The 13975-nt window shown below is 33.0% G+C and carries 13 protein-coding genes; 4 read left to right on the top strand and 9 right to left on the bottom strand.

The annotated features are described in order from the left end of the window. Positions 1-9: 9 nt before the first annotated feature. From C8C85_RS10615 to C8C85_RS10590, 5 genes are all read right to left on the bottom strand, one after another. Positions 10-933, bottom strand: a complete 924-nt coding sequence (locus tag C8C85_RS10615) for a PstS family phosphate ABC transporter substrate-binding protein (RefSeq protein WP_116797052.1) — start codon at positions 931-933, stop codon at positions 10-12. A 232-nt stretch (positions 934-1165) separates the two neighbouring features. Beyond that, positions 1166-1963, bottom strand: a complete 798-nt coding sequence (locus C8C85_RS10605) for an energy transducer TonB (RefSeq protein WP_116797050.1) — start codon at positions 1961-1963, stop codon at positions 1166-1168. Positions 1964-1993: 30 nt separating this feature from the next. After that, positions 1994-2563 carry an ExbD/TolR family protein gene (locus C8C85_RS10600; protein WP_116797049.1) on the bottom strand — a complete coding sequence of 190 codons (570 nt, stop codon included), beginning with the start codon at positions 2561-2563 and terminating at the stop codon, positions 1994-1996. A gap of 19 nt (positions 2564-2582) precedes the next feature. Beyond that, entirely contained in the window at positions 2583-3206 is a 624-nt protein-coding gene (locus C8C85_RS10595) for an ExbD/TolR family protein (RefSeq protein ID WP_116797048.1), read from the bottom strand. 42 nt (positions 3207-3248) lie between these two features. After that, positions 3249-4073: a MotA/TolQ/ExbB proton channel family protein gene (locus C8C85_RS10590; protein WP_116797047.1), complete on the bottom strand. Its 825-nt coding sequence runs from the start codon at positions 4071-4073 to the stop codon at positions 3249-3251. Positions 4074-4438: 365 nt separating this feature from the next. Here C8C85_RS10590 and C8C85_RS10585 point away from each other — a divergent pair, with 365 nt between their 5' ends. From C8C85_RS10585 to C8C85_RS10575, 3 genes are all read left to right on the top strand, one after another. After that, complete coding sequence (locus C8C85_RS10585; protein WP_116797046.1) at positions 4439-5947, top strand: helicase HerA-like domain-containing protein; 1509 nt, start codon at positions 4439-4441, stop codon at positions 5945-5947. 79 nt (positions 5948-6026) lie between these two features. After that, positions 6027-6395: a DMT family protein gene (locus tag C8C85_RS10580; RefSeq protein WP_116797045.1), complete on the top strand. Its 369-nt coding sequence runs from the start codon at positions 6027-6029 to the stop codon at positions 6393-6395. Positions 6396-6401: 6 nt separating this feature from the next. Beyond that, positions 6402-6848, top strand: a complete 447-nt coding sequence (locus C8C85_RS10575; RefSeq protein WP_116797044.1) for a YybH family protein — start codon at positions 6402-6404, stop codon at positions 6846-6848. A gap of 2 nt (positions 6849-6850) precedes the next feature. Here the strand turns inward: C8C85_RS10575 and C8C85_RS10570 are convergent, their stop codons facing one another. After that, positions 6851-9241 (bottom strand): penicillin acylase family protein, encoded by a 2391-nt coding sequence (locus C8C85_RS10570; protein WP_116797043.1) that lies wholly within the window; start codon positions 9239-9241, stop codon positions 6851-6853. Positions 9242-9514: 273 nt separating this feature from the next. Between C8C85_RS10570 and C8C85_RS10565 the strand changes: the two genes are divergently transcribed. Beyond that, positions 9515-10162, top strand: a complete 648-nt coding sequence (locus C8C85_RS10565; protein WP_116797042.1) for a flavin reductase family protein — start codon at positions 9515-9517, stop codon at positions 10160-10162. A gap of 309 nt (positions 10163-10471) precedes the next feature. On the opposite strand, the gene C8C85_RS10560 is transcribed toward C8C85_RS10565, so the two are convergent. The 3 genes from C8C85_RS10560 to queA all read right to left on the bottom strand — a co-directional run bounded on the left by C8C85_RS10560 (position 10472) and on the right by queA (position 13899). Continuing rightward, a complete protein-coding gene (locus C8C85_RS10560) occupies positions 10472-10888 on the bottom strand; it encodes a glycine zipper family protein (protein WP_116797041.1) in 417 nt (138 codons plus the stop codon). 108 nt (positions 10889-10996) lie between these two features. Beyond that, a complete protein-coding gene (gene kynU, locus C8C85_RS10555) occupies positions 10997-12271 on the bottom strand; it encodes a kynureninase (protein WP_116797040.1) in 1275 nt (424 codons plus the stop codon). 578 nt (positions 12272-12849) lie between these two features. Then, positions 12850-13899, bottom strand: a complete 1050-nt coding sequence (gene queA, locus C8C85_RS10550; RefSeq protein WP_111411093.1) for a tRNA preQ1(34) S-adenosylmethionine ribosyltransferase-isomerase QueA — start codon at positions 13897-13899, stop codon at positions 12850-12852. Between the last annotated feature and the right edge of the window lie 76 nt (positions 13900-13975).

The raw sequence follows: 13975 nt of genomic DNA, 5'->3' as shown, positions 1-13975 counted from the left end.
TAATTTATTTTATTTCTTTTCATTATTAGATTGACCACGTATTATATTTAATTTTCTAGTGGGTATTTGATAAGGCAGTAAACCAGATTTTAAAACAATTCTTTGTCCGATATCGCCAGCAACAAAAGATGCAAATCCCATACCTAAACCATCATATCCCTGACAATTTACAACATACAAGTCCCTTAATAAAGGATAAGTTCCTTCGGCAAAATTATTTTGTGAAGGCGAATAATAACCTTCCTTATTTAAACCTTTGACACTTAACACATTTATATTATTTATAATAGAATTCATTGAAGGATTAGGTTGCGACAACCAGTTTACTCCAACTACACCAATCATTCCATCATTTTCCGAAACAAATTTTAAAACTTCATTATTAGTCTTAAAAGTGTAAACATCTTTATCTGCCAACCCACTCAAATCAGCCAAATTATTCATATAACTTACGGTACTTGAATTGGGATTATCAAAAACTAAACCTTTAATTTTTGAGCTTCTCTCTCCTTTCATAAAACCGATTACATCTTTCAAAGCAATCAAAGTATCTTTACTCGATTTATTAGCAACAAAAGCGATACCATCTGTCGCAAATTTAGTTATTTTAGGAACTATTTTCCTTTGTTCGAAAATATTTAACTCTTTTTTAGTCAAATTTCTTGCAATCACGACAATTTTGGCCTTTTTATTAAACAGAGAGTTTAAAACCTCTGATTCGGATTTAGAAATTAAAGTAAATTTGGCGTCATACTGACTTTCGAAAACCATGGTTTCGTCTTCCACAATAGGGGCAATAGTTTCATCCACATAGATTTCCGCTTTCCCTTTTAAGATTGTTTCTTTGTTTACATCCTCATTTTCATTTTTTTTACAATTAAAAAAAATGAAAACAACAGACACTAAAATTAAATAAACTTTAAATCTAGACATACCTATTCCTTGTTAGCATTATAGACGCGGAAAAAACGAATAATAGAATATCCCATTAATACAACGCCAAGAGCAATTCTATATTGCATTTGCATATTAAAAGGAAATTTTTTCCAAAAGATAACCATTAGACCCAAAAAAAAATAAGCCAAAAAAACCAAAATGGTTATAATAAGAAGAAATCGCTCAATAAGCGATTTCTTCTTCAAATTATTAAATATATTTTTTAACATTATTCTGCTGATTGAATAGTAATAGGAAGAGAATACAGTACTCTCACTTTTTTACCATTTTGCTCACCTGGAAGCCATTTCGGACATTTACTTAAAACTCTAATTGCTTCTTTTCCAGTACCATAACCGATATCTCTAACAACTTTTATATCTGTTAATGATCCATCTTTCTCAACAACGAAAGTCACATAAACTTTTCCTTTAAGACCTTCCTCTTCGGGAGCTTGATAGTTTTTACCAACAAATTGATAAAACTTTTCAATTCCACCTGGAAATTCAGGTTTTTGTTCAATCCCAGCTAAAGAGTGTACACTAGTATCTTCCTCAATAACTTCTACCACAGGTCCATTTCCAACTTCCTCTACAGTAAGTGGAGCATCTGGATCTCCTTTGATTGTTTCAGCACCAGTTTTTTTGTCTTTGATATCTTCCATTTTTGGTGGATCTTCAGTAACATCTTCAGCCTTAGCAACAACAGGTTTCACGAATTTAACCTGATCTTGTTTAGGTGGTGGTGGCGGTGGTGGTGCAAGATCTTTTACATCTTCAACTTTCTTCTTAGGAGGTAACTTAACGGCAGTTATCTTGATATCGGTATCCATTTCATCACCTCCTTTTGGCAAGTAACTCGCAATAAGCGGAGCACTAACTGCTAGGCTAAAAAGAACACTACCAATGATAAGCGCTCGCATAGAAGTCTTGCGATTCGATTTTCTAAGTACGTAAGCTCCGTAAAGCTTATTACGTCCTTCAAAAACGATTTCTATCCATTGATTTTTAATTAAATCTAATTTCATTTTTTATAATTATTAGGTTATTAGTAAAAATTATTTTTTTACTTCTAACAATTTTTGTTCTTCTGGTGTAAATTCATTAACTATTGCATAAGAGCCAGTCTTATTCACCCCAACAATTGCCATTTCATCCAAAACATCAACCAAATTACGATATGTTGATTTTTTACTTGGTTTGATAATTACAATAATTCCATCATTTGGTTTTCCTTTAGCAGTTGAATATTGCTTTACTGTTTCCATTCTAGCAATCAATTCTTTACGAATACCTTCTTTACCATAAGAATAATCTTTTGGTGCCGCAAGAGGTTTTTCCAACATCCCCATATAACGTACCAATTTACCATTTTCACCAAGCAATAATGTCATAGTACGATTCTCATCTACTTTAATATTAGTTTGAGGAGTATCATCTTTTTCTTTATCTGGTAACGTCAAATCCATTGATTGAGGTTTAGACAACGTAGTGGTAAGCATAAAGAACGTGATTAATAAGAAAGCCAAATCCACCATGGCAGTTAAATCTACCTTTGAGTTTTGTTTTTTACTTCTTACTTTGCCACCTTTTCCGCCTCCACCGTCGCCGGTATTTAATTCAGCCATTTTAGTGTGTCTTTTTTAATTAAAAATTCTTTCCTCTTAAACCTGTAACCAAATTAAAGCTATTGACCTTTTGATCTTGCAAAATATCCATTACTTGTTTGATTGCAGGATATTGCTCCTTAGCATCACCTTTTATTGCAAAATTCAATTCCTTGTCATTAACCTCAATATTTGCTTTTCGCGAATACAATACCCAGTCTTTCAATTGATTATCCAAAGAATCTTTAGGTATTCCAGGCTGCCCCGCTTTACTTCTATCAGCTGCTTTCATATTCAAAATTGTTTTTAAATTTTGAATTGGCACACCAAAACTTTCCATTAATCCAAACTCCTCTGACTCTTTTTCAGTAAAAGAAACATTATATTTATCAGCCATAAATTCAAGTGCTTTTTTACGAACATCTTTTCCTTTTAGGTCAAAAAATACAGCAGTTTTCCCATTAGCCTTACCAATTGTCAAAGTAGACAAATTATCAGCAGGCAATTTTGTTTGCACAGTAGACTGTGGAGTATCAACTGGTAATACTTCAGGTGTTTTAGCAGTGGCAGTCAAAATAAAGAACGTAAGCAAAAGAAACGCAACATCACACATCGCCGTCATATCGGTAGATGTGGACTTTTTTTTCATTTTTATTTTAGCCATTATTTATGTCTATTATTTTGATAAAAAATTATCAAAAATTAATTATTGTTTTAAACTACCTCTGAAATGTCTGTAAGTATTTACAATTGTAGTTCCAGCCTCATCAATAGAATAAGTCAAATCATCAATTTTTGAAGTAAAGAAGTTGTAAGCAACAATCGCCGTGATTGAAGTAGAGATCCCTGTAGCTGTGTTAATCAAAGCCTCAGAAATACCAACCGCAAGTGCAGCTTGATCAGGAGTTCCAGCAGTTGCCAAAGCTCCAAACGCTTTAATCATACCAGATACTGTTCCTAATAATCCTCCAAGTGTACCTAAAGAAACCAAAGAAGAAATAATAGTCATGTTTTTTTCTAACATTGGCATTTCAAGAGAAGTAACCTCTTCAATTTCTTTGTGAATTACTTCAGAAGCTTCTTCACTATTGAATCCTTCTTTTTTAACATCTTGGTATTTAACTAACGCAGATTTAATTGCATTTGCAACAGAACCTTGTTGTTTATCACATGTAGCAATAGCTCCATCAATATCTCCAGATTTGATACTTACTTGAACTGTTTGCATAAATTTATCTAAATTCCCTTTACCAGCAGCTTTTGCGATAACAAAAAATCTTTCAAGAGAAAACACAATAACCATTAATAACATACCTAATAATACCGGTACTATAAATCCTCCTTTATAAACTTGACCTAATGTATTTAATGGATGTCCTTTTTCAATATCTCCCCCTTCAAAATTCGAAGGATCTCCCATCACTTGAGACCAAACTAACCAACCTACAAATACACATAATGCAATAATAATCCCTGAAACCATTCCTCCTCCGTTTGAAGTGCTTTCTTTTTTAACTTTAACGTTTGCCATTTTTTTAAATTTTAAATATTTATTTTAGTTTTAATAAACTTGTATAGGAGCAAATTTAATTTTTTAGTTGAAATAAAAAAACTTTTTTTTAAGTAATCTTACAATTTATTTTATTCTCAAAACAGAACTATAACGTTTTTTAAGAATAATTGAAGATTTTATATAACAATTTATTCTAAAAAATTCTAAAAAAAAACGTTTTTAAGCATTCTGAATATTTTTATTCAAAAAAAGGCCTAAATCAAAAAAACAAATAAATCTATCGAATCAATAGTATTTTGTGATATTTTATTACAGAAAACACTTAATTATTCATTTGAAAAAAAATTAATATCTTGCAGTAGATTTTAACACCCCCGTAAGCAATGAGCAAAGAAGAAAATTTTATTCAGCAAATAAACGAAGGCTATCTATCACAAGGAGAGAGTATAACGCTAGGCGGAGCCATTCTTGACGGCAAAGCATTACCTAATACATTTGTCAAAATTCCGCTAAAAACATTAAATAGACACGGGCTAATTGCCGGCGCTACAGGAACAGGAAAAACAAAAACCATTCAAGTTCTTTCAGAACAACTATCCTCACTCGGCATTCCCGTATTGATGATGGACATAAAAGGTGATTTTAGCGGAGTTGCAAAAGAAGGCGAAGAAAAAGACTTCATAAAAGAACGCCATAGTAAACTGAACATCCCTTATTCTGTATCTAGTTTTCCTGTAGAATTACTTTCTCTTTCTAAACAAGATGGCGTTCGACTTCGATCTACAGTTTCTGAATTCGGACCCGTTCTTTTTTCTAGAATTTTAGATTTGAATGATACACAGGCTGGAGTTGTTTCGGTTATATTCAAATATTGTGATGACAACAAAATGCCATTATTAGATTTAAAAGACATTAAAAAGGTCATTAATTATATTACCGATGAAGGAAAAGACGAAATTGAAGAAAGTTATGGTAAAATATCGACTTCGACTACAGGAACTATTTTAAGAAAAATAATCGAGCTGGAACAACAAGGTGCCGATTTGTTTTTTGGAGAACTATCCTTCGAAATTGACGACTTATTTCGTCTTGACGAAAATGGAAAAGGTTACATTAATATTATACGACTAACGGATATTCAAGACAAGCCTAAATTATTCTCCACTTTTATGCTGAGTTTGCTTGCAGAAATATACCAACAAATGCCTGAAAAAGGTGATGCTGATCAACCCGAATTAGTCATTTTCATTGATGAAGCACATTTAATTTTTAATGAAGCTAGCAAAGCATTATTGGAGCAGATAGAAACCATCGTGAAATTAATTCGTTCCAAAGGAATTGGTGTTTACTTTATCACCCAAAATCCTATGGATATTCCTAGTGGTGTTTTGGCACAACTCGGATTAAAGATACAACACGCTTTAAGAGCATTCACAGCCAATGACAGGCAAGCAATCAAACAATCGGCAGACAACTATCCTACATCCGAATTTTACAAAACAGACGAAGTATTAACCAGTTTAGGAATTGGAGAAGCTTTTGTTACCGCTTTAAGCGAAAAAGGAATTCCAACTCCACTTGTAGCCACAATGATGCGCGCTCCCATGAGTCGAATGGATATTTTAACCGATACCGAAATTGAAGAAATTAATACCAAATCCAAATTAGTCAAAAAATACAGTGAAGTCCTAGATCGCGAAAGTGCCTATGAGATGCTGAATAAAAAAATAGAATCAGCTCAGGAGCAAGCTGCTGTTCCTGAAGAAAAAAAGCAAGAAAGCAACGAACCAAGTACAGCAAGTGTCGTTACAAAATCGGTTTTAAAAGTCGTTACCAGTGCCACTTTTATTAGAGGAGCATTTGGAATACTGTCTAAAATGTTTAAAAAATAAACACATCTCTGTTTCCAAAATCAAAGACAGCAACCGGTCCGAATAGTAAAAATCACTATTTTTGGCCCAAAAACAAAACATGAAAGCATACGCTACTATAGGTTTATTAATATTATCAAATATTTTTATGACATTGGCTTGGTATGGACATCTTAAATTCAAAGAATTAAAATGGTTTGAAAATGCGGGATTGATAAGCATTGTATTGATTAGTTGGGGACTGGCTTTATTTGAGTATTGCTTCCAAGTCCCAGCGAACAGAATAGGTTATGAAGGCAATGGCGGTCCTTTTTCACTTATGCAACTCAAAGTAATCCAAGAAGTAATTACATTAGTCATTTTCGTGTTGTTCTCATTACTTTTCTTCAAAAACGAAACCTTAAGATGGAATCATTTCGTTGGTTTTTTATGCTTGGTTTTGGCCGTTTATTTTATATTCAAAAAATAATTCTCTATGAAAAACACCTTCAAACTCATTATTTTTCTATTGGTTCTGAGTGGCTGTTCGCCAAAATCGGAAACTAAAAATTTAACGTATGTCAAATTAGAGATTGTTAAAACAGAAAAAGACTTTGAAAAATTAGTTGCCAAAAAAGGGATAGCCGAAGGATTTTATAAATTTGCCGATTCTAATGCTGTTATCAAAAGAGAGCACGACACTTTAATCATCGGCAAGATCAATATTAAAAATTATTATTTAAACTCAAAGTACCAAAACGCAAGTGTAACTTGGTCTCCCGATGCCATAACCGTTTCCGATGCCGGAGATATGGCTTCAAGTTACGGCAAATATGTTTGGACTTTTAAAGATGCTTCCGGGAAGGAACAAGTTTCAAAAGGAGTCTTTCATACGGTCTGGAAAAAACAAAAAGACGGCTCTTGGAAATACATCTGGGATTAGTACTAATTTTTCTGAGGATAAAAAATAAGTTTTGTTGAAGATTGTATAATTTCCTTTTTATTCAATTTCATTTTTCTAAATTTTCCCGCATTATACAATTCGGCTTGATCTGCATAATGCTCACTAAATGGATTTCCGGATTGCCCCGTCGGCAGAATTCCCCAACTATTTTCAATATCAGAGAAGTCAATAACTCTCCGGCTTGAAGGCCCTCCTTTTACTTTATAAAATCCATCATCGACAAAATCAAAAAACTGATTATTTATTACTTCGTTAGAACCCGAAACTTCAAAAGGACCAACATTAAAAAAAGGTCTAAATAGCGCTAATTTTCCAATTGGGTGTTGGTATTCTACTGAATGTACTTTTTCCCACTTCCATTCCGAAGGTGAATTACCCAATTGGTTTTCCAAAGCCGCTATTGCTTCTTCGAATGATTTTGCTGAAATTTTATTTCTGGTTTCTTTTATGTTTTTTGTTCTAACATCATCCCACCATGGCGAATTTTCGTTTGAAATTTGTCTGGCGACAATTTGCTTCATAATATGGGTTCCTAAAAATTGTTTGAATCCTTCATCACCCAATTCGTCCTGAAAAGTGTTTTTTAGATATAAAAAAATCCATTTATTATAGATTGTTGGTGCAACATCATTCAAATCATTTGAACCATTCCATGATTTCAAAATATGTATAGCTTCATTTTCCGTTTTGGAAAGTGATTTTGGATTTAAATTAGAGATTAACTTTTTTACAACTCCTGGACCTACGGCTGATGTATTGTCACTAATCATTTCACCCACTGAACTTTCATCCCAATCGGATTTTGAATCCAATAATTGTGTAATTCTTTTCGCCCTGTCTTCAGGAAGATAATAGCCTGGATAAGCAAAACCATCAATCGCTTCAGGCTGATTGTTTGCAGAATAAACATAATTCCAATCTGGATTGACTGCTGATGGGTTTTTTGAAAAATCTAAATATTCTAAACTATCATCTTTCCCATTTGCACCATCAAGTATAAAATTTGTATTCACGCCATTATTGTGTTTGTACAATTTTCCGGTTGCCCACCAACCAACATTTCCTTTGGCATCGCCATACATTACATTCAGTCCAGGTGCGGCAATAAGCGCAACTCCATTTTGGAAATCGGCTATTGATCTGGAATGTGATATTGCATAAATCGCCTCAATACTATGAATAGGTTGTTGTGTATAAATCCAAGACATCGCAACTGGTTTATTGCTTTTTAAACCAGTCAACAAATCATTCATAATGGGACCATGCTGACTTACTTTTAAATTCAAAATCACATCTGATGAATCTTTTACCTTTATTACTTTCTTTCTGATCTCATAATCCTGAAATCCTTTTTTGGTTTGATATTGGTTACTATTTTTGGGATTATTTTCTTCTTGATAGAAATCGACATCATCATTTTCAAACATTGTCAAACCATATGCATATTCACGATTGTGACCCAATAAAGGGAAAGGTGCTCCCGCTAGGTAACAGCCATACAATTCGAAATCGGGAGTGTCAATATGTGCTTCATACCAAGTTCCAGGTTGAGAGAATCCAATATGTGGATCATTTGCAAAAATCACTTTTTTATTCTTTGTTTTTGGAGGAGCAACAACCCAACTATTGCTTCCAACAAATGGCGCTACTGGTGATTGATCCAAAAGTGACGCGATCGATTTTGAAATAGCTATATATTCTTGAGATTTTTGTTTTGAAATTTTAATTTTAGTAGTATTAAAATCTCCCTCTATTCCAAAATCTTTGAGATAATCCATTCCATATTTATTCCTAATATCGGTAAGTAATGGATCTGTTTTTTGAGCCATTGCAAAGCTAAAAGACATATATCCAAAAATATTATATACATCCTTGATGGTAAATTTTTGCTTTTTAACCCCTAATAATTGAAATTCCACTGGAGTTACACCTTCCTCAAGATATTGATTAATCCCATCCAAATAGGCCATCATCAATTGATAGGCTGCACTATTTTTATCTAAGTTCGAAATTGCTTTTTCTGAAGCTTCTTCGATTCCTAAACCCACAAAGAACTTATCGTTCTTCAATGCAACCGATCCAAATACCTCGGACAAGCGACCTGGCGCGATACGTCTAAGTAATTCCATTTGCCATAATCTATCTTGAGCATGCACATACCCCAAAGCAACCATTGCATCATTTGAATTTTTAGCATAAATATGCGGCACTCCAAATTCATCAAAATAAACCGTAGTCTCCTTTTTAATATTTTTTAAATAAACATCACCTTCATATTTAGGTTTTTGATATGACCTATAAATTAAAAATGCGCCAATTAAGACAATTATCAAAAAAATAAAAACAAGTAAGGCTCTTTTTAGGTTTCTCATTGGACGTCATTTAAATACACTTTATCAAACTTATGTAAAAATCTACACATTTTATGTACTGTTTTTAAAAGAGACATTTAAAAAAGGGTATATTTTTATCAAATGTAAATAAAACACAATAATAATGAATTTTAGCATTATTGTTAATTTTTTATTATAAAACAAAGAATAAACTCCTTAAAAGTTAAAATTCACTATTTAAATTGAGATTTTTACAACAAACTCCACGTGATTAAGTGTCAGTTTCTTATATTTGTTAAAACATAAAAAATCATGAAAAATATTTCAAAAGAAACCATTTCACAAATGGATAAGATTGAAAAATTAAATTTAATTAATTCATGTACCGGTTTTAAGTCTGCCAATTTGATAGCTACGAAATCTATTGAAGGCAATACAAATGTTGCTATTTTTAGTAGTGTCACCCATCTGGGAAGCAGCCCATCATTAATAGGTTTCATAGTTCGTCCAACGACCGTTCCAAGAGATACTTATAAAAATATTATGGAAACTGGTTATTTCACCGTAAACCACATTACAGTTGACATGATTGCTGATGCCCATCACACCTCTGCCAATTATGATTCTGGAATTTCAGAATTTGACAAAACCAATCTAGAAGAAGAATACAAAGAAGGTTTTAACATTCCTTTTGTAAAAGGAAGTCCGGTACAACTTTACTGCAAATATGTAAATGAATACATCATCAAGGAAAATGACACGATCCATATTATCGCATCCATCGAGCATATTTTTTTCGATGAAACTTTAGAACATAAAGATGGTTGGCTACAATTAGACAAAGGAAATATAGTTGCCTTGAATGGTGTAGACGGTTACTTTTTACCCAAATTAATTGATCGATTTCAATATGCACAACAAAATGTTCCTACAAAATCATTTAAAAAAGATAAGGAATAAAAAATCAACATGAGTGATTAATAACCTATTTAAAATCATTCACCCGTCCCCACATTCTATTTAATGGTATTTTTGTTTTAGGTTCTTTATCATGAGAAATGTTTAAATTTAAAATATATACTAAATGGCAAAACTAAAAAGGCTGAAATAGAACTTGAGCGCATTCCAGAAAAGTCATTTTACAATTTTCTATGGCGAAATATAGCCGAATTTTTAAAAGAAATTTTGATTTAAAAATTCAAATAAAAAAGAGTGTTTAAATTCTTGATGAATTAAACACTCTTTTTGCTTTTTGGTAATGAAATTTATTTATTTTTTACTGCTGTCAATAATTGCCCCTGTTCCAGCACCTACACCAGCACCAGCAAGTCCACCTATAATAGCACCTTGCCCTTTTTTCTTGCTAATTATCGCTCCTGTTGCGGCACCGACTCCTGCGCCAATAACAGCTCCTTTTGCTGCTCCGCTCCAGCCTTTCTTTTTAGCAGTTGGTGCTTGAGCAGTACTCTGTTTGTTTACAACAACAACAACTTCTTTTTGATATTCAATTTTTTCTTTTTCAGCGTTTGCAAATTCGGTTTGCATAGAATCTATAATTCTTTGTTTTTCGATTACTGTTTTCATAGAGTCAATCGAAACTTGTTTCGCTTTATTTAAATCTACTTTTTGTTGATTTTGACAAGAGAAAAGTATCATTGCTGTAAAAACTATATATAAAGCTTTCATAATTATAAATTTTAAAGTTCAATTACAAAGTAACAACCTGAAACTCCAACTGGACTTACATAATTATTGCAATAGTTTATAACTTTAAAAGCTTTATGAAACAATAAATTACCCTAGAATTCCTTTTTTCAAAATCTGTCCGAAGTGATACATATCTTCATAAGACGTATATAAAGGAACCGGTGCAAGACGAATTACATTGGGTTCACGCCAATCTGTAATTACACCGTTTTTCATTAGGTAATCAAATAAGCTACGCCCTTCGCCATGAAGGAAAACAGACAATTGACAAGCTCTTTCAGAAGGTTCTGTTGGAGTGATAATTTCAAAAGACCCTTGCACTTCTTTACTTATTTCGTTCAGAATAAATTCTAAATAAGAAGTGATTTTGTCTCTTTTTAAGATTAATTGATCCATTCCAATTTCATCAAACATTTCAACAGAAGCCAAATAAGGCGCTAAAGATAATATTGGCAAATTGCTTATCTGCCAACCTCCAGCTCCGTGAACTGGATCAAAAATGGGTTCCATCTTGAAACGACGTTCTTTGTTATGTCCCCACCAGCCCGCAAATCGAGGCAATTCTTTATTGTTATGGTGTTTTTCATGAACAAAACAACCAGAAGCATTTCCTGGTCCTGAGTTCATATATTTATAACTGCACCAAGCAGCAAAATCGACATTCCAATCGTGCAGTTCCAATTTAATATTTCCGGCAGCGTGGGCTAAATCCCAGCCTACGTAAGCACCTTGTTTGTGTCCTGCTTCGGTGATGGTTTTCATATCGAAAACCTGGCCTGTGTAATAATTCACACCACCTATTAAAACCAAAGCCAACTCCTCACCTACTTCTTTAATTTTTGCCAAAACATCTTCCAATCGGATGTTATGTTCTCCTTCACGACGTTTGATTTCCACAATGACATCTTCTGGCTTATATCCGTGAAAATTTACTTGGCTTTGAAACATATATTGATCGGAAGGAAAGGCTTTTTCTTCGCAAATGATTTTGTAACGATTTGCAGTTGGTCTATAAAATGAAACCATCAATAAATGAAGATTCACTGTTAGCGTGTTCATTACAGTGACTTCAGATGGCAAAGCACCTACCAATTTACTTAATGGATTGGCAAAACGTTCTTGATAATCCCACCAAGGTTTTTCGGCATAAAAATGACCTTCGACAGCAAGATTTGCCCAATCGTCCATCACTTCATCAATATATTTTTTGGTTCTTTTTGGCTGTAATCCCAAAGAGTTACCCGTAAAATAAATTACTTTTTTGTCATTGACTTTTGGAAAGATAAATTCGTCTTGGTATTTATGTAGATGATCTTGTGAATCGAGTTGCTGAGCAAATTCTAATGTATTTTTGAAATCCATTTTTGACTATTTTGTGCCGTAAAAATAGAAAAAAGAAAATTGAGATAAGAAAATAGAATAGAGAAAATAGACAATTGTGGTTATTAAAATTACAATTCAACAAAAATTGAATTATTTTAAACCTATATTTTACATTTACAGCAATAAGATTCTTATGAAAAGGAATTGCGTTAGGGGGTTCAAGTTTATAGATCATGACTATCGTTACTACAACCAAACTAATAATAGTAGCCACAGATTAAAAAGATTTACACAGATTTCTTTTATGATTGTACTGAAATCTCTTTAATCTGTAGTAAAAAAAAACACTTGATACTCTTTGTGGACTACCCCATTTTAACCCAGATTCAGCATTATACTTTATTACGCAGAGACACACGAAGAATTCGCAAAGTTCCGCAAAGCTTTTTAAACTCCATTTAGAAAATTCTTTTTTCCTTTACGAATCTTTGCGAGTCCTTTGAGCATCTTCGTGAAATTTTTCCTATTGCGAAAATTATATGTTCGCTTTGCTCAATTTTGGGCAAAAAAAAATCTCGCCATTGCTGACGAGACTTTGTATTTAGTTTTGAATGTGATTAGATAATCAACATTGCATCTCCGTAAGAATAGAATTTGTATTCTTCTTTGATTGCTTCTTCGTACGCTCTTTTCATTAAATCGTGTCCGCAAAATGCAGAAACCATCATTAACAAAGTTGATTTTGGCGTATGAAAATTGGTAATCATACAAGTTGGTATACTGAAATCGTGAGGAGGGAAAACAAATTTATTTGTCCAACCATCGTAAGGATTCAGTGTGTTTTGTGAAGAAACTGAACTTTCTACGGCACGCATAGAAGTTGTTCCTACGGTACATATTCTCTTTTTGGCAGCTTTGGCAGCGTTTACGATATCACAAGCTTCTTGAGTAATTTTTAATTCCTCAGAATCCATTTTGTGTTTCGACAAATCCTCAACCTCAACTGGATTGAAAGTTCCTAAACCAACGTGAAGAGTTACTTCGGCAAATTTAACTCCTTTGATTTCCAATCTTTTCAATAAATGTTTAGAAAAGTGCAAACCAGCAGTTGGTGCTGCAACAGCTCCTTCTTCTTTAGCATAAATTGTTTGGTAACGCTCTGCATCTTCTGGAGTTACATCACGACTGATATATTTAGGAATAGGAGTTTCTCCTAGTTCTGTTAATTTATTTCTAAATTCTTCATAAGATCCGTCATAAAGAAAACGCAATGTTCTTCCACGAGAAGTAGTGTTATCAATAACCTCGGCCACTAATGAATCGTCATCTCCGAAGTATAATTTATTTCCGATTCTGATTTTACGGGCTGGGTCTACTAAAACGTCCCAAAGTCTTTGTTCTGCATTTAGTTCTCTAAGCAAAAACACTTCAATTCTTGCTCCAGTTTTTTCTTTATTTCCGTATAAACGGGCTGGAAAAACTTTGGTATTATTCAATATTAAAACATCACCATCATCAAAATAATCGATAACGTCTTTAAACATTTTATGTTCTATCGTTTGTTTCTTACGGTCAATAACCATCAATCGAGACTCATCTCTATTTTCGGCTGGATATTCTGCAAGAAGTTCTTTTGGTAAATTGAATTGAAAGTGAGATAATTTCATTTGCTGTTTGTTTAAAAGTTTAAAATTTCAAGTCTCAAGTTATTTAAACTGAACTTAAAAATCTTTCGGATGCAAA

This window comes from Flavobacterium sp. 103 (genome assembly GCF_003096795.1).
Lineage (GTDB): Bacteria > Bacteroidota > Bacteroidia > Flavobacteriales > Flavobacteriaceae > Flavobacterium.
This window is presented reverse-complemented; position numbering and strand designations above follow the sequence as displayed.